We start from the raw sequence: 17,913 nt of genomic DNA, 5'->3' as shown, positions 1-17,913 counted from the left end.
AATCAGCGAAACGCTAACAGGACGTTTCCTACGATCTCTGTGGCTTGCAGTAGCTATAACGCACCGTTAGCCTCTCGCAGTCGCTGCTCATCAGCGATCAGGCTTGGTCGCCTGGATTAGAATGGCGCACAGTGCCGCGCAAGCGGCATTATTGTGTTCGCGTTATGGCGAGCTGTGCGTGGGAGGGCTTAGGGCCCTGCCGGGTTTCCATTCCCTGGTCGACCAACCTGCGTACAGCTCGCCGCCTTTCCGCTTGGTCGCGGATGTGGTGAGCTCCAACTGAATGGAGATTTACTGCATGAAAAAAGTCACGCCAAATCCCCCGCCATCCTCCATGGATGACACCCCGCAAACCCCACCCAACCTCATCTTCAGCGTCCACCCCGGCCTCAGCACCGAAGCTGCCTTGAGCAATGCCAGCGAGATGCTGGAGTCGGCGACTGTGTGTGCCTACGACTGTGCCGAGCACTTGGATGGTTCAAGCCGCAGGCAGGTGCTGGCGGTGGTACAGATGGTTGAGATTGCGCAGTTGTTAGTGGGGGCGGCGCTGGAGCGGGAGTGTCCCGTGGCTTGATGGCTGAGGAGATCTCCTGTGGGAGGGGGCTTGCTCCCGATAGCGGTAGGTCAGTCAGACATTAATCAACTGAAACACCGCTATCGGGGGCAAGCCCCCTCCCACATTTGCCCTCCAGTGTTTGGAAGAATGGGTTTCACAGGCATGAAGAAGGCGACCCGAAGGTCGCCTTTTGTCATTGCGCGTACTGCTTGCTCAAGCCCGGCGGCACGCCCTGCACGTCGGTGTCTTCCCAGGGTCCGTTGGGGCTGATGGAGCGGCTCCAGCCGTTGCTCCAGCGGTAGTAGGTGCGCTGGCGGTAGAAGGTGTCGGGCTGGTCGTCGAGCACGTACACCTGCATCTTGCCATCCCAGTGGCTGGCGGCGCCCGGTGGTGGGGCGAAGGTGGGCGATTTGGTCGGCAGTGGCTTCGGCGGCGGGGTCACCGGGCCAGAGGGCCTGGTGCTCGGCTGGGTCGAAGGGCCTGACGGCGGGATGGTCGGGCCGGTCGGCGCAGGCGGTGGGCGGTGGACCGCACAGGCGCTCAGGCCCACTACCAGGCTGAGCAGGGTGATGCGTGCAAATGCGGTCATGGGCGTTTCCTCGAAATTACTTGTCCGGACTGTCGATGGTCAGCTGCTGCAGCGCAGTGGTGGTGCTGGCCAGGGGTTGGCTGCGGCCGATCCACTCGCCGGTGGTCGGTTGACCGGCCCGGGATATGCGCGCAACCAGTTGGACTTCGGGGAAGTTGGACAGTTTCAACTGCGGCATCATCGCGTCGGCATCGCCGAGTTCGACGGTGACGGGCAACTCGGCAACGGTGACGCGTTTGGCCGCCAGGGGTGCCGGCGGGCCTTTTACCGCGCGGGCGAAGATGAATACGCTGTCGCTGGGCAAGGCCTTGGCCTTGACCTCGGCGGACAGGTCCACGCGGACGTTCATCACCGCTTTCTGCGCCACGCTACCGCCGCCTTCCTTGAGTTTTTCCGCAGCACGGTCAATGCCGCCTTGCAGCGCCACGCGGGAATTGTCTTGCGGTGGCAGTTGCGCCAGCAGGCGGCTCCAGTAGTCGATGGCCTCTTGATAACGCTGGCCTTCGAAGGCGGCGATACCGAGCAGGCCGAGGCTGGTGACTTCCTTCGGGTCAAGCTTCAAGGCTTCGTCGGTCAGCGCCTGGACCTTGGGCGACCACTGTTTGTGGTCGGCAAAGTACTGCGCCTGGGCCCACTGGCCGAGCAGTTCCGGCTGGCGCCCGGCCAGCGCCACGGTACGCTCGAAGACCTTGGCGGCATCGGCGGAACGGTCCTGGGCCATATAGGCGCGACCGAGGAAGTACAGGCCTTCCGCCGAGTCCGGTTGGGCGGCGGCGGCGCGTTCCAGGCGCCGGGTCATGTCTTCCATGGACACCGGCGGCTGGGAAAATTCGCGGGTCAGTTCAACCTTGTCGCTGGCACCGAAATGCATATACAGGCCCAGGCCAAGCACCGGCACAAGGACGGCGGCGAGCAACGGCAGCGGCTTGCCCAGGCGCGATTCGCGGGGCTTTTCCACGCCTTCGGTGTCGGCCAGCAGCTCGCGGGCGGCTTCGGCGCGGCCGCTGTCGAGCTGCGCGGCGTTGAGCACACCTTCGTCCTGCTGCACTTGCAGCTCGGCCACACGTTCTTGGTAAAGCGCCACGTTCAGCGCGGTGCGATCCTCTTCACGCTGGGCGCGGCGGCCGCGCAACACAGGGATCAACAGGAAACTCAGGGCAATCAGAAGCAGCAAGCCGGCTGCGAGCCAGAAATCAATCATCAGTCTTGGTGTCCAGCAATTGGTCGAGGCGTTTACGCTCTTCGGGGGATAGCGCGTCGGAACCATCGGTAGTCGCGGCGCGGCGACGGCGGACGATCACGGCCATCACCACCACGCCGGCCAGCAGCAGCCCGGCGGGGCCGAACCAGAGCAGCGCGGTCTTGCCGGTGAGGGCCGGTTTGTAGCGCACGAAATCACCGTAGCGGTCGACCATGAAGTCGATGATCTGCTGGTTGTCCTTGCCCTCCCCCAGCATGCGGAAGATTTCCTTGCGCAGGTCGGCGGCGATGGGTGCGTTGGAGTCGGCGATGTCCTGGTTCTGGCACTTGGGGCAGCGCAGCTCCTTGGTCAATTCGCGGAAACGCTCGCGGTCACCGTCCTTGGCGAATTCGTAAGTGTCGATGGCAGCGTGGGCCACACCGGCCAAGCCCAGCGCCAGCACGGCAGCGGCTAACAGGCGCTTCATGGCTTGGCCTCGTCGACCAGCGCCTGGTACTTGGCGGCCAGTTGCTCGCGCCACACCACTTCGTCGATCACGCCGACGTATTTGTCGCGGATCACGCCCTTGGCGTCGATAAAGAAGGTTTCCGGGGCGCCGTACACGCCGAGGTTCAAACCGAGGTTGCCGTCTTCATCACGGATATCCAGCTGGTAGGGATTATGGAATTCCGCCAGCCACTTCAAGGCCGCCGCGTTGTCGTCCTTGTAGTTGATGCCGTAGATCACCACGCCCTTCTCGGCCAGCTTGTTCAGCACCGGGTGCTCGACGCGGCAGGAGATGCACCAGGTGCCCCACACGTTGACCAGCGCCGGTTTGCCGAGCAGGTCGGCCTGGGTCAGGGTCTTGTCACCCTGCACGTTCGGCAGGCTGAACGCGGGGAACGGCTTGCCGATCATCGCCGAGGGCAGCTCGGCCGGGTCCAGGTACAAGCCGCGATACAGGAATACCGCCACTACCAGAAACAGGGCCAGCGGCACGACCATCAACCAACGCTTCATACCGCCGCTCCTTGCAGGCCCAGCGCTTCACGCACCCGGCTCTTGACCTTGACCCGGTACCGGCGGTCCAGCGCCGCGAGCAAACCACCAAAGCCGGTGAGCAAGCCACCGAACCAGATCCAGCGCACAAACGGTTTCACATGCACGCGCACGGCCCAGGCGCCATCGCCCAAGGGTTCACCCAGGGCCACGTAGAGGTCACGGGTGAAACCGGCGTCGATACCGGCTTCGGTCATCATCGAACTCTGCACGGTGTACAGGCGTTTTTCCGGGTGCAGCACGGCGATCTCTTTACCGTTACGCACGACCCGCACGGTGCCTTTGTCTGACGTAAAGTTCGGCCCTTCGAAGTGCCTGGCGCCTTCGAAGATGAACTGGTAACCGGCCAGGTCCATGGACTCGCCCGGCGCCAGGCGCAGGTCGCGCTCGGCACTGTTCTGGCTGGACAGCACCACACCGAGGGCGCACACGGCGATGCCGATGTGGGCGATCTGCATGCCCCAGTAGCTGCGGGTCAGGGTCGGCAGGCCTTTGACCAGGCCTTTGTGGCGGGTCTTGTCGACGATGTCACGCACACCGGCCAGCAGTACCCAGGCGGCGAGCAGGAAGGTGGCGAGCACCGCCCAGTTGAAGTCGCCATAGGCGATACCGGCGACCACGGCCAGGGCCACGCTGCCGAGCAGCACCGGCATCAGCATACCGGCCAGCCATTTGACCGGGGTGTCCTTCCAGCGCACCAGCACACCGACCGCCATCACCACCATCAACAGCCCCATCAACGGAATAAACAACGCGTTGAAGTACGGCGGGCCGACGGACAGCTTGGCGCCGCTCAGGGCATCCAGCACCAAGGGGTACAAGGTGCCGAGCAGGATCATCGACGCGGCCACCACCAGCACCAGGTTATTGCCCAGCAGCAGGGTTTCCCGCGACCACAGGTTGAAGCCGACCTGGCTCTTGACCACCGGTGCGCGCAGGGCGAACAAAGTGAGGGAGCCGCCGACCACAAACAGCAGGAAGATCAGGATGAACACACCGCGCTCTGGGTCGGACGCAAACGCGTGCACCGAGGTCAACACGCCCGAACGCACGAGGAAGGTGCCGAGCAGGCTGAGGGAAAAGGCCGCGATGGCCAGCAACACGGTCCAGCTCTTGAACACGCCACGTTTTTCGGTGACGGCCAGGGAGTGAATCAGTGCCGTGCCGACCAGCCATGGCATGAACGAGGCGTTTTCCACCGGGTCCCAGAACCACCAGCCACCCCAGCCGAGTTCGTAGTAGGCCCACCACGAACCGAGGGTGATGCCGATGCCGAGGAACGCCCAGGCGACGATGGTCCACGGCCGCGACCAGCGCGCCCAGGCCGCATCAAGGCGCCCGCCGAGCAAGGCGGCGATGGCGAAGGCAAAGGCCACGGAGAAACCCACGTAGCCCATGTAGAGCATCGGCGGGTGCACGATCAGGCCGATGTCCTGCAGCAGCGGGTTGAGGTCGTGACCGTCCGCCGGGATCTGCGGCAGGATGCGGGTAAACGGGTTGGAGGTCATGATCAGGAACAGCAGGAAGCCGATGCTGATCATGCCCATCACCGCCAGCACCCGCGCGAGCATGACTTGCGGCAACTGCCGCGAGAACACCGACACCGCGAAGGTCCAGCCGCCGAGGATCAACGCCCACAGCAGCAGCGAGCCTTCGTGGGCGCCCCACACCGCGCTGAACTTGTAGTACCAGGGCAAGGCGCTGTTGGAGTTATTCGCTACATAGGCGACGGAAAAGTCGTCGGTCATAAAGGCGTAGGTCAGGCAGCCGAACGCGAACACCAGGAACGCGCACTGGCCCCAGGCGGCCGGCTGCGCCAGGCTCATCCACAGGCGGTCACCACGCCAGGCGCCGAGCAACGGCACCACCGCCTGGACGATGGCAAAGCACAGGGCGAGGATCATCGCCAACTGGCCCAGTTCCGGAATAAACAATGCAGACGTCATCACTTAGCCCTCCTTGGCGGGGGTGGGTGCGGACTGGCCGCTGTCTTTCAAGGCCTTGGTGACTTCCGGCGGCATGTATTTCTCATCGTGCTTGGCCAGCACTTCATCGGCCACCACCACGCCGTCGGCGTTGAGCTTGCCCAGGGCGACGATGCCCTGGCCTTCGCGGAACAGGTCCGGGAGGATGCCACGATAAGTGATGGTCACGGCCTTGTTGAAATCGGTGACCACGAAGGTGACGTCGAGGGAGTCGCCGGAACGCTTCAGCGAGCCCTTCTCCACCATGCCGCCGGCGCGGATGCGCGTGTCCAGCGGCGCTTCGCCGTTGGCGATCTGGGTCGGGGTGTAGAACAGGTTGATGTTCTCCCGCAGGGCGCTCATCGCCAGGCCCACGGCAATACTGACGCCGGCCAGGATGGCAAGGATGATCAACAGACGCTTTCTACGCAGCGGATTCACTTTTCGGTCTCCCGGCGCAGACGACGCGCCTCTTGTTGCAGGTAACGCTTGCGGGCCAGGATCGGCGCGGCGACGTTGAGGGCCAGCACGGCCAGGCAGATGCCATAGGCCGTCCAGACATACAGGCCGTGGTGGCCCATGGCGAGAAAATCACTGAAAGAAGCAAAACTCATCCACGCGCTCCCAGGCAGCTTTGCACTTCGGCCTTGACCCAGCTGGCGCGGGCTTCACGCTTGAGCACTTCGAGGCGCATGCGCATCAGCAGCACGGCGCCAAAGAAGCAGTAGAACCCCAGCACCATCAGCAGCAACGGCGCCCACATTTCCACGGGCATCGCCGGTTTTTCGGTGAGGGTGAAGGTGGCGCCCTGGTGCAGGGTGTTCCACCACTCCACCGAGTACTTGATGATCGGGATGTTGATCACGCCGACAATCGCCAGCACCGCGCAGGCCTTGGCGGCGCTGTCACGATTGCTGATCGCGTTGCCCAGGGCAATAAGACCGAAGTACAGGAACAGCAGGATCAGCATCGACGTTAGTCGCGCATCCCACACCCACCACGAACCCCAGGTGGGTTTGCCCCAGATCGCGCCGGTGACCAGCGCCACGGCGGTCATCCACGCACCGATGGGCGCGGCGCATTGCAGGGCGACGTCCGCGAGTTTCATCTTCCACACCAGGCCGACGACGCCGCACACCGCCAGCATCACGTAGCAGGACTGGGCCAGCATCGCGGCAGGCACGTGGATGTAGATGATGCGAAAGCTGTTGCCTTGCTGGTAGTCCGGCGGTGCAAAGGCCAGGCCCCAGACCAGGCCGATGCCGATCAGCAACACGGCGGCGAGGCTGAACCAAGGCAGCAGTCTGCCACTGATGCCGTAGAACCATTTGGGCGAGCCGAGCTTGTGAAACCAGGTCCAGTTCATTGCTGTTTCCATCACGGTTGCTTCTTGTCTTGGCAAGAAGCGTAGGGTCTTTACTGACTATGCGTATACCGCCCAGTCAGACCTCATTATTCACCGACGCTGATCTTCAGGCCGGCGGCTATAGCAAAGGGTGTCAGGGTTACCGCCAAGGCGGTCAGGCTGCCAAGCCACAGGAGGTAACCGGTCGCCGGCATGCCCATGAGCGCGGCTTGCAACGCGCCGCTGCCCAGGATCAGTACCGGGATGTACAAAGGCAGAATCAACAGGGCCAGTAACAGGCCACCCCGTTTCAAGCCGACGGTCAACGCGGCACCCACCGCCCCCAACAGGCTGAGTACCGGGGTGCCGAGCAGCAGGCTCAGCAACAGGATCGGCAGGCATTCGCCGGGCAATCCCAGCATCATCGCCAGCAGTGGCGAGAGCAAGACTAGCGCCAGGCCGGAAAAAGCCCAGTGTGCCAGTACCTTGGCCAGGACCAGAAGTGGCAGGGGGTGCGACGAAAGGACCCACTGTTCGAGGGAACCGTCTTCGAAATCACTGCGAAACAGCCCGTCCAGCGAGAGCAGGACGGACAAAAGGGCCGCGACCCACACCAGTCCCGGAGACAAGGTTTGCAACAGTTTAGTCTCCGGGCCGACCGCCAACGGGAACAACGCAATCACGATGGCAAAGAACACCAGCGGGTTGGCCAGTTCGGCCGGGCGGCGGCACAGCAAGCGGGCTTCGCGGGCGATCAACAGGGCAAACACACTCATACCGACCACCGCCCCAGGTCGAGGTCGCGGTAACCGCCGGGCATGCGCGCCAGGGTGTGGTGGGTGGTGAGCACCACCTGGCCGCCCTGCTCGCAGTGCTGCGCCAGGTGCTGTTCCAATTGGGTGACGCCTTGTTTGTCGAGGGCGGTGAAGGGTTCGTCGAGAATCCACAGCGGCGGGCCAGGCAGGTACAGGCGCGCCAGGGCCACGCGGCGCTGCTGGCCGGCGGACAGGGTGTGGCAGGGAACGTCTTCGAACCCCTTGAGGCCGACGGCGGCCAGGGCTTGCCAGATGGCGTCGCGGGTCGCGGGATGATGCAGGGCGCTGAGCCAACTGAGGTTTTCTTCGGCGGTGAGCACATCCTTGATCCCGGCGGCGTGGCCGATCCAGATCAGGTTGCGTGCCAGTTCGGTGCGTTGTTCGTCGAGGGGCCTGCCGTTGAGTCGCACTTCACCGGCCGTGGGTTGCATCAGGCCGGCCAGCAGGCGCAGCAAACTGGTCTTGCCGCTGCCGTTGGGGCCGCTGATCTGCACCATGTCGCCGCCCGCCACACGCAGGTCGAGGTGCTCGAACAGCAGGCGCAGGTCGCGTTCACAGGAGAGCGCTACGGCTTCAAGAAGAGGGCTGGTCAAGAGATCACGGGCCTTTACGGTTCAAGTCGGCGGTGCAGCGGCCGTTATAGAAAGAAGCACAATAACGGCTTTGGCGACCGATTTTAGAGAGCTGGATCAAATAGTTGTGAGGTTTTTACCGCTCTCTTTGCAGACGGGCGGCATTATACATGCGATGCCCTACGCTAAAGAGGGCTATTTCCCCAGAGACGATGCGCACGATGACCGGCGAGATCAACCTTCCTACGCTTCCTCCCACCCCGGCAACCGGGCAAAGCCCTGCGCCTGCGCCCGGGGCGCTGCTGAAACTGCTGGAGCCGCAGATCGGGCTGATCGACCCGGGCAAAACCGTGAATGCCGAGGTGCTCGCCCTGAAACAAGGCGGTGAGGCGTTTCAGCTGTTGCTCAAGCTGACCCTTGAAGGCGGCCGCCAGACGCTGGTGCAAGCCAGCAGCCCACAACCCTTGCCGTTGGGCAGCAATGTGGCCGTGAGCCAGACGCCCGCAGGCAACCTGGCCATCAGCCTGCAACAAGCCCTGAGCGCCAATGTTGCCGCCCTCACCCGTATCGATACGGCCAGGATGCCGGAAGGCACACTGCTGCAGGCCAAGGTGCTGACCACCCAGGCCCTGCCCCAAGGCAGCGCGCAGCCGGCGATCTACCGTTCGTTGGTGACCGTACTCAATAGCGCCCTGGCCGGCGCGACCCTGACACTGGAAAGCCCGCAACCGTTGCGCGTGGGCAGCTTGCTCAGCGCCGTGGTGCAGAACGCGCAAACCCTGAATTTTGTGCCGTTGAGCGGGCTCAAGGATCAACTGGCCGTCACCCAGCAACTGGCGACCCAGCAAAGTCGCCAGGGCTCCCTGGATGCGGTGTTCACGGCGTTGCAAAATCTGCCCCGCGGCGACAGCACCTCCGCCGACCTTCGCGCTGCCGCCGACCGTTTGCTGGCGGCCTTGCCCGACCTGGCACAGGTGAGCAACCCCAAGGTGCTGGCCCAGGTGATCCAGAACAGCGGCGCCTTTCTTGAAGCCAAGTTACTCGCCGGGCAAAACCCGCAGGTGCCACCGCTGGATATGAAGGGCGCGCTGCTGCGCCTGGTCGCCGACCTGCTGCCCGCCCTGCCCGCGAGCACCAACCTGAATGCCATTCTTGCCGCCAACACCCTGGCCCAGGTGCTGCCCAACTTTGTGCGCAGCCCATTGGGCACCCTCGGCCAGGTCGGCGCGCGGCAGGCGCCGGTCAGCTTCCCACTGCCGGAGCGGCTGATGGCGAAACTGGAGGGCGAAGGCGACCTGGAAAACCTGCTGCGCCTGGCCGCCGGGGCCATTTCCCGCCTGCAGAGCCACCAGCTGTCGAGCCTGGAGCAAACCGGCACCACCGCCGATGGCCGCCTGCAAACCACCTGGCAGTTGGAGATCCCCATGCGCACCCTGCAGGACATCGTGCCGTTGCAGGTCAAGTTCCAGCGCGAAGAGCCGGCGCCGGACAAGGACCAGCCCGAACGCAAGGATTCCAAGGAGCCCAAACAGATGCTCTGGCGCGTCGAACTGGCCTTCGACATGGAGCCCCTGGGGCCGTTGCAGGTCCAGGCGCAACTGACCCAGGGCAAGCTGTCCAGCCAACTGTGGGCAACCCGCGCTTTCACCGCCAGCCTGATCGAAAGCCATTTGGGCAGCCTGCGCGAGCGCCTGGTGTCGTCGGGGCTGAATGTCGGCGACCTGGACTGCCACCTGGGCACCCCGCCACGCGGGCCGAAAACCGGACTGGAACAACGCTGGGTGGATGAAACCGCATGAACAACGCCAACCCGCCACGCCAGGCGATTGCCCTCAAGTACGACGGCCAGCAGGCGCCGACCCTGACCGCCAAGGGCGACGATGCCCTGGCCGAAGCCATCCTCAAGTTGGCGCGGGAAAATGAAGTGCCGATCTATGAAAATGCCGAGCTGGTGAAACTGCTGGCACGCATGGAACTGGGCGACAGTATTCCGGAGGAGTTGTACCGCACCATCGCCGAGATCATTGCATTTGCCTGGACGTTGAAGGGCAAGTTCCCGGTGGGCTATGACCCGGATGCGCGGCCGGTGGAGCGGGATGTGACCGAGCGTGGCGACGATTACTGAATCGTCGCACCGCCCCTCCCACATTTGGATCCGCGGTCAGTTGAGCAATTCGCTTAGCGGAATGAAACTGACCCGATCACCCACCTCCAGCGTCGTCCCTTCCAACACCTCCACAACCCCCTCCGCCCACGCCGCGCTGCGCAGCACGCCGGAGCTCTGGTTGCGGTAGATGATCGCCTTGCCCTGTTCGATGCGCCCGCGCAGATACTCGCGGCGGTTGCCCGGCTTGGGCCAGGTGAACCCCACCGGCACGTCGAAACGCAGCGGCTCCACGTCTGCCACACCCTGGCGGCGCAGCAAGTAGGGGCGCGCCAACAGCGCAAAGGTCACCAGGGTCGAGGCCGGGTTGCCCGGCAGGCCGATCACCGGCACGCCACGGAAATGACCAAAGGTCAGGGGTTTGCCCGGCTTGATCGCCAGCTTCCATAACGCCAGCTCACCCTCCTCGCGCAGGGCGATACCGAGGAAATCCGCCTCGCCCACCGACACACCGCCCGTGGACAAAATCAGATCAACCGCGCTCAAGCCTGCCAGGCGCGAACGGGTCTGCTCCAGGTCGTCCGGCAGGATGCCTGCGTCGATGACTTCGCACCCCATGCGCTCAAGCCAGGAACACAACACGCGGCGATTGCTGTTGTAGATCTGGCCCGGACCGAGGGGCAAACCGGGCTCGATCAGCTCATCGCCGGTGGACAACACCGCGACACGCGGGCGGCGGATCACGTCCAGCCGATCACGGCCAAGGGAAGCCGCCAGGCCCAGCTCGATCGGGCCCAGGCGCGTACCGGCCGCGAGCACCAACTCACCGACGGTGGTTTCCTGGCCTTGGGGGCGGATGTTCTGGTTGGGCTGCAACGGTTCGCTGAAGCTCACGCGCTCATCGGCGTGGACCACGGCGTTTTCCTGCATTTCCACGCAGTCCGCGCCTTCCGGTACCGGCGCACCGGTGAAGATGCGTGCACAGGTGCCGGCCGCCAGCGGCTGCGGCGCCTGGCCGGCAAAGATGCGCTGGCTGACGGGCAAGGGTTCACCGGTCCAATCCGCCAGGCGCACGGCGTAACCGTCCATGGCGCTGTTGGGCCAGGGCGGCAGGTCGAGGGTGGAGACCAGGTCCTGGGCCAATACACGGCCGTCGCACTCGGCCAGGGGCAGCACGTGCTGATCGCGGATCGGCGCGGCTTCGGCCATCGCCAGCAGCTGTTGCAAGGCTTGTTCTACCGGCATCAGGGCGCCGGTCTTGCCGGGCTTACCCACGGGATTCACAGGGTTCGGCCAACTTCAGGTGCGGCACGAAGTTGCACGGCCGATGACGGTTATCCAGTTGCTCGGCGAGGATGCCATCCCAACCGGTGCGCACCGCATTGGTGGAGCCCGGCAGGCAGCACACCAGGGTGCCGTTGGCCAGGCCGGCCAGGGCACGGGATTGCACGGTGGAGGTGCCGATGTCGGCCACGGAGATCTGGCGGAACAGTTCGCCAAAGCCGTCGACTTGTTTGTCGAGCAGGCAGCCGACCGCTTCGGGGGTGCTGTCGCGGCCGGTGAAGCCGGTGCCGCCGGTGATCAACACCACTTGCACCACGTCTTCAGCGATCCAGTGGGCGACCTGGGCGCGGATCTTGTAGAGGTCGTCCTTGAGCAGCACGCGCTCGGCCAGGTGGTGGCCGGCGGCGGTGAGGCGGTCGACGAAGACCTGGCCCGAGGTGTCGGTGTCCAGGGTGCGGGTGTCGCTGACGGTCAATACCGCGATATTCAGGGGTACGAAGGGTGCATCGGCCTTGGCTTTCATGGCACGGTCCGGTTGTCGAAGGAACGGCCCGATGTTATATCACAGGCCCCTGTTCAGCTGCCTGCGCGGAACCCACATGCCACTCGATTCAATCCCCCTGCCCTGTTCGATCCTGCTGCTGGCCGGTGGCCGCGGCCAGCGCATGGGCGGCCAGGACAAAGGCCTGCTGGACTGGCACGGCCTGCCCTTGATCGCACACGTGCAGCGCCTGGTACGGCCACTGACCGATGACCTGATCATCTCGTGCAACCGCAACCAGGCGCAGTACGCCGCCTATGCCGACCAGCTGGTAAGCGACGACAGCCCGGATTTTCCCGGGCCATTGGCCGGTATCCGCGCGGGACTCGCCGCCGCGCGCCATGGGCACTTGCTGATCCTGCCGTGCGATGTGCCCCATATCGACGCTCGACTCCTCGCCGACCTGCGTGAAACCGCACAACGCCATCCCTTGTTGCCGGTGATGGTGCGCCACGGTGAATTCTGGGAACCCTTGATCTGCATCATCCCCATCGGCCTGCGAACCGAGGTAGAACAGGCCTGGCATGCCGGTGAACGCAGCCCGCGAAAGATCCTCCTGCAATTGGGCGGCGTGGGCCTGGAATGCCCAACCGATGACCCGCGCCTGGCCAACCTGAATACACCAGAGCTGTTGCGCCCAAGGTCTGACGTGTCAGAATGAACCTTCGCACAAGGAACTTTGGCGACGTCTCACACGTCTCAAGGTCAGCAATCAAAAAGTATTCTCTTGGAGACAACACCCATGACTCAACGGACCATCGCCGCTCTCATGCTTGCACTGGGCCTGGCTACCCTCGCCGGTTGCGCCTCGCCGACAGTGATCACCCTGAATGACGGTCGCGAAATCCAGGCCGTCGACACCCCGAAATACAACGAAGATTCGGGTTTCTACGAATTCGAACAGCTTGATGGCAAGCGTACCCGCATCAACAAAGATCAGGTTCGCACCGTTAAAGACCTGTAAGCCTCAGCGCTTGCACACAAGGCCCGCCTCGCGCGGGCCTTGTCGTTTCCGGGGGTTACCAGTCGAGGGTGATCTGGCTGCAGAAATGGCGTTCCTCACCGGTGACGGGGTCGATAAACCGCACGCCCTGGGCCAGCAGCTTGAGGGGATTGGCGTAATCGTCCACGGCATCCTTGATCACGTCCGGGTAGAACGGATCGTTGCAGATGCTCGCCCCCAGCGCGGTCATGTGCACGCGCAGCTGGTGCTTCTTGCCGGTCACGGGAAACAGGCCGTAGCGCCATAAGTCGCCGTTCTTTTCCCGCACCTCCACGGCTGTTTCGGTGTTGCTGGCGCCAGGGCCTTCCTGCATGCGGAAGAACGGTTCGCCATCCACCAGGCGGCTTTTGTGTAGCAACGGGAATGTCAGTCCCGGTAAGGCCGGGGCAATGGCTTCGTAGAATTTATCGATCCGGCGCGTGGGAAACAGCTGCTGATAGGCCGAGCGGCTGGCCGGGTTGGCCGAGAACAACACCAGCCCGGCGGTGTGTCGATCGATGCGGTGCAGGGGCACCAGCGCCGGGTTGTCCAGGCGGCGAATCAGGCGGCGCAGCAGGGTTTGCTCGACGTACTCGCCGGCCGGGGTCACGGGCAGGAAGTGCGGTTTGTCCGCCACCACCAGGTGCTCGTCGGCGTAGAGGATGGTTTCCTGCACCGGGATGACTTTTTCGTTGGGGACTTCACGGAAGTAATAGATGCACAGGCCTTCCCTGTAGGCCAGGTCCAGGGGGATCGGGCTGCCAGTGACATCCAGCACCCGCCCACGGGCGATGCGGTCCAGCCAGTGTTCGCGACTGATCGCCGCAAAGTGCTCGCACAGGCACTCCAGCACCGTCGCCCAGGGGCCAGGTGGCAGGTACAGGGTGCTGGCCTGGTGCTGGGACGCGGAAAAAGCGGATGTGGACATGCTCGAAGCCTTGAAAAAACAGGCGGGCATTATCCCGCATCAAGCGGGATGAAACCTAGGGCGGATCTCAGGCCTTGGCCAATTCCGCGCGCAGGATCGGCGAAGCACTCGCCGCCTCGGTGAACTCCTTGAGCCAGCGCAGCACGTCTACCGCTTCCCAGCGGCCGGGATCGTAAAGCGCGTACAACAGACCCTGGTAACCCACCACATCGAGCTGCTTGTGATAACCGGCGCGCTGGAACAACGCCTCGATCTCGGCAAAGCAGGTATTGAAATGCACTTTGTTAAACGGCGTCTTGCCTTCCGTGACCAGGCCGTCGAGGCGCAGCTCGTTCACCGCGTCGCGCACGACATCGGCAGACATGCGATTGACGCTGCTTTTCAGTTGTTCAACATTCACCACGGGCGTTCCCTCTATTCAATCGCTGTACAAACATACAGTAACGTAATATTCGGAAACCCGCCATCGCATAAACGTCAGCGCAGGAAGGCGACAACCTGATCCGCATCGAAGGGCCAATCCAGTTCAGCCCCGGTGTCCACCCGCCGAAGCACCGGAATCCTTAGGCCGTAGGCGTCGGTCAGGTCGTCGGGGTCGGTGATATCAACCAACTCGACCAGCAACCCGCGTTCGACGAGCGGCATGATTTCGGCTTCGGCAATTTCACAAAGATGGCAACCCAGGGTGCCGAACAACTGGCATTCAGGAAGCATGACGAATGGCCCTGATCAGTAAGTAGACAAGCATTCTAAGCCTGACAAAAACCTGTGGCGAGCGGGCTTGCCACAGGTACAGCGTTCGCTCTCCGGAAATCCGCCGGCCACAATAAACCCTGACCCAGATCACCATGGCCTATAACTGATTCAGCGATTCTCGCGGCTTTTTGCCCGCTCCCCCTGCAACGGAGATGCTTGTGTTCGCCAACCTGCTGATCATTCTGGCCTCATCCCTGGTGGTGATTGCGCTGTTTCGCCGGCTGCAACTGCCACCCGTGCTGGGCTACCTGTGCGTGGGCCTGGCCGTGGGGCCGACGGCCCTGGACTGGGTGAATGACAGCGAAGAACTGCCCGACCTCGCCGAACTGGGCGTGGTGTTCCTGCTGTTCTCACTGGGCCTGGAGTTTTCCCTGACCAGGATGCTCGCCCTGCGCCGCGTGGTGTTTGGCCTGGGCAGCTTGCAGGTGCTGGGGTGCAGCGTGCTGCTGGGGGGCCTGTTGATGGCCTTCGGTGTGGCGCCGGGCATCGCCTTGTTGCTGGGTGCGGGGCTGGCGCTGTCGTCCACGGCGATCGTCAGCAAGGAACTGACCAGCCTCGGCGAAATCTTCAGCAGCCATGGCCAGAATGCGATCGGCGTGTTGCTGTTCCAGGATGTGGTGGCGGTGTTGCTGCTGACGCTGGTGCCGGTGTTCGCCGGCAGCAGCGAACAGGCCTGGTACTGGGCGTTGCCGCTGACGCTGGGCAAAACCGTGGTGTTGTTCGTGGGCCTGTTGCTCGCCAGCCGCTGGTTACTGCCGCGCTTGTTTCATGAGGTCGCCGCTTCCCATTCGGCAGAGCTGTTTGTGCTGCTGGCGCTGGTGATCGTCTTGCTGACCGCCTGGCTCACCCACTTGCTGGGCCTCTCCCCTGCCCTCGGTGCCTTCCTGGCCGGCATGCTGCTGGGCGAAAGCCATTACCGCCATCAGATCGAAGCGGATATCCGGCCCTTTCGTGACATCCTGCTGGGGCTGTTTTTCGTCAGCATCGGCATGCTTATCGACCTGCAGTTGTTCGTCAGCCACAGTCTGTTGATCCTCGGCATGACCCTCGCGCTGATGCTGATCAAAGGCAATGTGGTGGCCGCGCTGGTCAAGCTGCGCGGCAGCGACAGTGAAACCGCCTGGCGCAGCGGCCTGGCCCTGGCCCAGGGCGGTGAGTTCTGTTTCGCCCTGATGGCGCAGATGCAACAGAGCCGGCTGATACCCGATGAGTTCAACGGTTTGCTGCTCGCCGCGACGTTCTGTTCAATGCTGTTGACCCCACTGCTGCTGCGCGCCGCACCGGCGATGGCCCTGCGCCTGCACCGCAAGCCCAACCAACAGGTACAACTTGAAGAAATTACCGCCCTCAATGCGCAATTACACGGGCATGCGGTCATCTGCGGCTATGGCCGGGTCGGGCAATCCATCGGGCGCTTTCTGCGCAATGAGCAACAGGCGTTCATCGCCCTGGATGACGACCCGGAACGGGTCCAGGAAGCCGCCACCGAAGACAGCAGCGTGCATTACGGTGACTGTCGCCGTGGCGCCTTGCTCAGTGCCGTGGGCCTGGAACGCGCGCGCCTGGTGGTGATTGCCGTGGACAACAGTGATGTGGCCCTGGCGGTGCTCAAGGAAGCCCGCCATATCAACCCCGACGTGCCGATCCTGGTGCGCACCCGCGATGACAGCCAGTGGGCTGAATTGAAAGCCGCGGGCGCCAGCGAAGTGGTGCCCGAGCTGCTGGAGTCAAGCCTGATGCTCGCCTCCCACGCCTTGATCCTGCTGGGCCTGCCGGACCAACAGGTGCAGGCGCGGGTCGATGAAGTCCGGCATAACCGCTATCGCCTGCTGCACGGTTTCTACACGCACCCGAGCACCGACGAAGAGGCGCCGATCAATCCTGACTGACCGCACCGATCTTGTGGATCGACAGATCTGCGCCGTAATACTCCTCTTCCTGGCTCAGGCGCAGCCCGTGCACGCGCTTGATCACGCCGTACACCAGCAGGCCGCCGCCAAACGCGACGACCACACCGAGCCCCGTACCGATCAATTGGCTGATCAGGCTCACACCGCCCAGTCCACCCAGCGCGGTCTGACCAAAGATGCCGCAGGCAATCCCGCCCCATACACCGCACAGGCCATGCAGTGGCCACACCCCCAGCACATCGTCGATCTTCCAGCGGTCCTGGGCGGCGATAAAGCACCACACAAACAACCCGCCCGCGACCACGCCGGTGACCAGCGCGCCCACCGGATGCATCAGGTCGGAACCCGCGCAAATCGCTACCAGCCCGGCCAACGGACCGTTATGCAGGAAGCCGGGGTCGTTGCGGCCGATCACCAGGGCGGCGACGGTGCCGCCGACCATGGCCATCAGCGAGTTCACCGCCACCAGGCCGCTGACGCCGTCCAGGGTTTGCGCGCTCATCACGTTAAAGCCGAACCAGCCGACAATCAGGATCCACGAGCCCAACGCCAGGAACGGAATGCTCGACGGCGCGAATGCCACCAGGCGCCCTTCGCGGTAGCGCCCATTGCGCGGGCCCAGCAGCAGCACCGCCGCCAGCGCCAGCCAGCCGCCCATGGCATGCACCACCACAGAGCCGGCAAAGTCATGGAAGCTGGCGCCGAACGCCTTGAGCAACCAGGCCTGCAAACCGAAATTGCCGTTCCATACCATGCCTTCGAAAAACGGGTAGATAAACGCCACGATCAACGCGGTGGCGCACAACTGCGGAGCGAACTTTGCGCGCTCCGCAATACCGCCGGAGATGATCGCCGGGATCGCTGCCGCAAACGTCAGCAGGAAGAAGAACTTCACCAGGCCATAACCATGGTCGGCGCTGATCACGGCCGCCGGTTGCATGAAGCTCACCCCGTAGGAGATCCAATAGCCTATAAAGAAATAGGCCAGGGTGGAGATGGCGAAGTCGCTGAGGATCTTCGACAGGGCGTTGACCTGGTTTTTCTGGCGCACCGTCCCGACTTCCAGAAACGCGAAGCCGGCGTGCATGGCCAGGACCATGACCGCACCGATCAGGATAAACAGGGTATTGGAGCTGTGGACCAGAGTGTCCACCGCACTTTGCAGATTTTCCATGGAGGTTGGCAGGCCTGTGTAAAGGCAAAAAGCACCAAAGCGGTTCAAGCCAGGGGTTGCGCGCACTAAATTGGCACCACCGGCACCGCCCCTCTTCAGAGGGCGTGAACCGCTTTAGCGCAGCGTTCAACACAACCGGCCGTTGCCGACAGGG

Annotated in this window: 22 protein-coding genes; 6 read left to right on the top strand and 16 right to left on the bottom strand. The window is 63.6% G+C overall.

Annotated elements, in window-relative coordinates:
* Window positions 1-298: 298 nt before the first annotated feature.
* Window positions 299-574 carry a DUF6124 family protein gene (locus BLQ09_RS21770; RefSeq protein WP_027607032.1) on the top strand — a complete coding sequence of 92 codons (276 nt, stop codon included), beginning with the start codon at window positions 299-301 and terminating at the stop codon, window positions 572-574.
* A gap of 175 nt (window positions 575-749) precedes the next feature.
* On the opposite strand, the gene BLQ09_RS21765 is transcribed toward BLQ09_RS21770, so the two are convergent.
* The 10 genes from BLQ09_RS21765 to ccmA all read right to left on the bottom strand — a co-directional run bounded on the left by BLQ09_RS21765 (window position 750) and on the right by ccmA (window position 8,101).
* Window positions 750-1,145, bottom strand: a complete 396-nt coding sequence (locus BLQ09_RS21765; protein WP_065939950.1) for a hypothetical protein — start codon at window positions 1,143-1,145, stop codon at window positions 750-752.
* A gap of 16 nt (window positions 1,146-1,161) precedes the next feature.
* Entirely contained in the window at window positions 1,162-2,346 is a 1,185-nt protein-coding gene (ccmI, locus tag BLQ09_RS21760; RefSeq protein ID WP_092358511.1) for a c-type cytochrome biogenesis protein CcmI, read from the bottom strand.
* Window positions 2,339-2,812: a cytochrome c-type biogenesis protein gene (locus tag BLQ09_RS21755; RefSeq protein WP_092358509.1), complete on the bottom strand. Its 474-nt coding sequence runs from the start codon at window positions 2,810-2,812 to the stop codon at window positions 2,339-2,341. Before BLQ09_RS21755 ends, ccmI begins: the two co-directional genes overlap by 8 nt.
* On the bottom strand, window positions 2,809-3,345 hold the full coding sequence (locus BLQ09_RS21750; protein ID WP_092358507.1) for a DsbE family thiol:disulfide interchange protein: 537 nt from the start codon (window positions 3,343-3,345) through the stop codon (window positions 2,809-2,811). The genes BLQ09_RS21755 and BLQ09_RS21750 overlap by 4 nt, the downstream gene beginning before the upstream one ends.
* Window positions 3,342-5,330, bottom strand: a complete 1,989-nt coding sequence (locus tag BLQ09_RS21745) for a heme lyase CcmF/NrfE family subunit (protein WP_027607027.1) — start codon at window positions 5,328-5,330, stop codon at window positions 3,342-3,344. The genes BLQ09_RS21750 and BLQ09_RS21745 overlap by 4 nt, the downstream gene beginning before the upstream one ends.
* A gap of 3 nt (window positions 5,331-5,333) precedes the next feature.
* Entirely contained in the window at window positions 5,334-5,789 is a 456-nt protein-coding gene (ccmE, locus tag BLQ09_RS21740; protein ID WP_027607026.1) for a cytochrome c maturation protein CcmE, read from the bottom strand.
* Window positions 5,786-5,962 carry a heme exporter protein CcmD gene (gene ccmD / locus BLQ09_RS21735; protein ID WP_003172771.1) on the bottom strand — a complete coding sequence of 59 codons (177 nt, stop codon included), beginning with the start codon at window positions 5,960-5,962 and terminating at the stop codon, window positions 5,786-5,788. Before ccmD ends, ccmE begins: the two co-directional genes overlap by 4 nt.
* On the bottom strand, window positions 5,959-6,714 hold the full coding sequence (locus BLQ09_RS21730; RefSeq protein ID WP_027607025.1) for a heme ABC transporter permease: 756 nt from the start codon (window positions 6,712-6,714) through the stop codon (window positions 5,959-5,961). Before BLQ09_RS21730 ends, ccmD begins: the two co-directional genes overlap by 4 nt.
* An 86-nt stretch (window positions 6,715-6,800) precedes the next feature.
* Window positions 6,801-7,469: a heme exporter protein CcmB gene (gene ccmB / locus BLQ09_RS21725; protein ID WP_027607024.1), complete on the bottom strand. Its 669-nt coding sequence runs from the start codon at window positions 7,467-7,469 to the stop codon at window positions 6,801-6,803.
* Window positions 7,466-8,101 (bottom strand): cytochrome c biogenesis heme-transporting ATPase CcmA, encoded by a 636-nt coding sequence (gene ccmA, locus BLQ09_RS21720; RefSeq protein WP_027607023.1) that lies wholly within the window; start codon window positions 8,099-8,101, stop codon window positions 7,466-7,468. The genes ccmB and ccmA overlap by 4 nt, the downstream gene beginning before the upstream one ends.
* A 200-nt stretch (window positions 8,102-8,301) precedes the next feature.
* Between ccmA and BLQ09_RS21715 the strand changes: the two genes are divergently transcribed.
* Together BLQ09_RS21715 and BLQ09_RS21710 are read left to right on the top strand one after the other, a co-directional pair.
* Window positions 8,302-9,879, top strand: coding sequence for a flagellar hook-length control protein FliK (locus BLQ09_RS21715; protein ID WP_027607022.1), 1,578 nt, complete (start codon window positions 8,302-8,304; stop codon window positions 9,877-9,879).
* Window positions 9,876-10,205 (top strand): EscU/YscU/HrcU family type III secretion system export apparatus switch protein, encoded by a 330-nt coding sequence (locus tag BLQ09_RS21710; RefSeq protein WP_027607021.1) that lies wholly within the window; start codon window positions 9,876-9,878, stop codon window positions 10,203-10,205. The genes BLQ09_RS21715 and BLQ09_RS21710 overlap by 4 nt, the downstream gene beginning before the upstream one ends.
* 36 nt (window positions 10,206-10,241) lie before the next feature.
* On the opposite strand, the gene glp is transcribed toward BLQ09_RS21710, so the two are convergent.
* Window positions 10,242-11,468, bottom strand: coding sequence for a molybdopterin molybdotransferase MoeA (gene glp, locus BLQ09_RS21705; RefSeq protein WP_027607020.1), 1,227 nt, complete (start codon window positions 11,466-11,468; stop codon window positions 10,242-10,244).
* The gene (moaB, locus tag BLQ09_RS21700; RefSeq protein WP_027607019.1) at window positions 11,452-11,991 is read right to left on the bottom strand and encodes a molybdenum cofactor biosynthesis protein B; all 540 of its coding nucleotides are present in this window, start codon (window positions 11,989-11,991) and stop codon (window positions 11,452-11,454) included. The genes glp and moaB overlap by 17 nt, the downstream gene beginning before the upstream one ends.
* Before the next feature lie 76 nt (window positions 11,992-12,067).
* Between moaB and mobA the strand changes: the two genes are divergently transcribed.
* Window positions 12,068-12,670: a molybdenum cofactor guanylyltransferase MobA gene (gene mobA, locus BLQ09_RS21695; protein WP_027607018.1), complete on the top strand. Its 603-nt coding sequence runs from the start codon at window positions 12,068-12,070 to the stop codon at window positions 12,668-12,670.
* Between the two features lie 81 nt (window positions 12,671-12,751).
* Window positions 12,752-12,973 (top strand): YgdI/YgdR family lipoprotein, encoded by a 222-nt coding sequence (locus tag BLQ09_RS21690; RefSeq protein ID WP_010211805.1) that lies wholly within the window; start codon window positions 12,752-12,754, stop codon window positions 12,971-12,973.
* Window positions 12,974-13,028: 55 nt separating this feature from the next.
* Here the strand turns inward: BLQ09_RS21690 and BLQ09_RS21685 are convergent, their stop codons facing one another.
* The 3 genes from BLQ09_RS21685 to BLQ09_RS21675 all read right to left on the bottom strand — a co-directional run bounded on the left by BLQ09_RS21685 (window position 13,029) and on the right by BLQ09_RS21675 (window position 14,633).
* On the bottom strand, window positions 13,029-13,919 hold the full coding sequence (locus BLQ09_RS21685) for a pseudouridine synthase (RefSeq protein ID WP_027607017.1): 891 nt from the start codon (window positions 13,917-13,919) through the stop codon (window positions 13,029-13,031).
* A gap of 67 nt (window positions 13,920-13,986) precedes the next feature.
* Window positions 13,987-14,322, bottom strand: coding sequence for a hypothetical protein (locus BLQ09_RS21680; protein WP_010565034.1), 336 nt, complete (start codon window positions 14,320-14,322; stop codon window positions 13,987-13,989).
* 74 nt (window positions 14,323-14,396) lie between these two features.
* Complete coding sequence (locus BLQ09_RS21675) at window positions 14,397-14,633, bottom strand: glutaredoxin family protein (protein ID WP_027607016.1); 237 nt, start codon at window positions 14,631-14,633, stop codon at window positions 14,397-14,399.
* Between the two features lie 194 nt (window positions 14,634-14,827).
* Between BLQ09_RS21675 and BLQ09_RS21670 the strand changes: the two genes are divergently transcribed.
* A complete protein-coding gene (locus BLQ09_RS21670; RefSeq protein WP_092358505.1) occupies window positions 14,828-16,564 on the top strand; it encodes a cation:proton antiporter in 1,737 nt (578 codons plus the stop codon).
* Here the strand turns inward: BLQ09_RS21670 and BLQ09_RS21665 are convergent.
* The gene (locus BLQ09_RS21665) at window positions 16,551-17,759 is read right to left on the bottom strand and encodes an ammonium transporter (RefSeq protein WP_027607014.1); all 1,209 of its coding nucleotides are present in this window, start codon (window positions 17,757-17,759) and stop codon (window positions 16,551-16,553) included. The genes BLQ09_RS21670 and BLQ09_RS21665 overlap by 14 nt on opposite strands.
* Between the last annotated feature and the right edge of the window lie 154 nt (window positions 17,760-17,913).

The sequence above is a fragment of the Pseudomonas sp. NFACC25 genome, assembly GCF_900100935.1.
Taxonomy (GTDB): Bacteria; Pseudomonadota; Gammaproteobacteria; order Pseudomonadales; family Pseudomonadaceae; genus Aquipseudomonas; species Aquipseudomonas marginalis.
This window is presented reverse-complemented; position numbering and strand designations above follow the sequence as displayed.

Bases quoted from the DNA above. Each gene is read 5' to 3' on its own strand.
- BLQ09_RS21770 (WP_027607032.1), top strand. From the start codon at position 299: ATGAAAAAAGTCACGCCAAATCCCCCGCCATCCTCCATGGATGACACC.
- BLQ09_RS21765 (WP_065939950.1), bottom strand. From the start codon at position 1,145: ATGACCGCATTTGCACGCATCACCCTGCTCAGCCTGGTAGTGGGCCTG.
- ccmI (WP_092358511.1), bottom strand. From the start codon at position 2,346: ATGATTGATTTCTGGCTCGCAGCCGGCTTGCTGCTTCTGATTGCCCTG.
- BLQ09_RS21755 (WP_092358509.1), bottom strand. From the start codon at position 2,812: ATGAAGCGCCTGTTAGCCGCTGCCGTGCTGGCGCTGGGCTTGGCCGGT.
- BLQ09_RS21750 (WP_092358507.1), bottom strand. From the start codon at position 3,345: ATGAAGCGTTGGTTGATGGTCGTGCCGCTGGCCCTGTTTCTGGTAGTG.
- BLQ09_RS21745 (WP_027607027.1), bottom strand. From the start codon at position 5,330: ATGACGTCTGCATTGTTTATTCCGGAACTGGGCCAGTTGGCGATGATC.
- ccmD (WP_003172771.1), bottom strand. From the start codon at position 5,962: ATGAGTTTTGCTTCTTTCAGTGATTTTCTCGCCATGGGCCACCACGGC.
- BLQ09_RS21730 (WP_027607025.1), bottom strand. From the start codon at position 6,714: ATGAACTGGACCTGGTTTCACAAGCTCGGCTCGCCCAAATGGTTCTAC.
- ccmB (WP_027607024.1), bottom strand. From the start codon at position 7,469: ATGAGTGTGTTTGCCCTGTTGATCGCCCGCGAAGCCCGCTTGCTGTGC.
- BLQ09_RS21715 (WP_027607022.1), top strand. From the start codon at position 8,302: ATGACCGGCGAGATCAACCTTCCTACGCTTCCTCCCACCCCGGCAACC.
- BLQ09_RS21710 (WP_027607021.1), top strand. From the start codon at position 9,876: ATGAACAACGCCAACCCGCCACGCCAGGCGATTGCCCTCAAGTACGAC.
- moaB (WP_027607019.1), bottom strand. From the start codon at position 11,991: ATGAAAGCCAAGGCCGATGCACCCTTCGTACCCCTGAATATCGCGGTA.
- mobA (WP_027607018.1), top strand. From the start codon at position 12,068: ATGCCACTCGATTCAATCCCCCTGCCCTGTTCGATCCTGCTGCTGGCC.
- BLQ09_RS21690 (WP_010211805.1), top strand. From the start codon at position 12,752: ATGACTCAACGGACCATCGCCGCTCTCATGCTTGCACTGGGCCTGGCT.
- BLQ09_RS21685 (WP_027607017.1), bottom strand. From the start codon at position 13,919: ATGTCCACATCCGCTTTTTCCGCGTCCCAGCACCAGGCCAGCACCCTG.
- BLQ09_RS21675 (WP_027607016.1), bottom strand. From the start codon at position 14,633: ATGCTTCCTGAATGCCAGTTGTTCGGCACCCTGGGTTGCCATCTTTGT.
- BLQ09_RS21670 (WP_092358505.1), top strand. From the start codon at position 14,828: ATGCTTGTGTTCGCCAACCTGCTGATCATTCTGGCCTCATCCCTGGTG.
- BLQ09_RS21665 (WP_027607014.1), bottom strand. From the start codon at position 17,759: ATGGAAAATCTGCAAAGTGCGGTGGACACTCTGGTCCACAGCTCCAAT.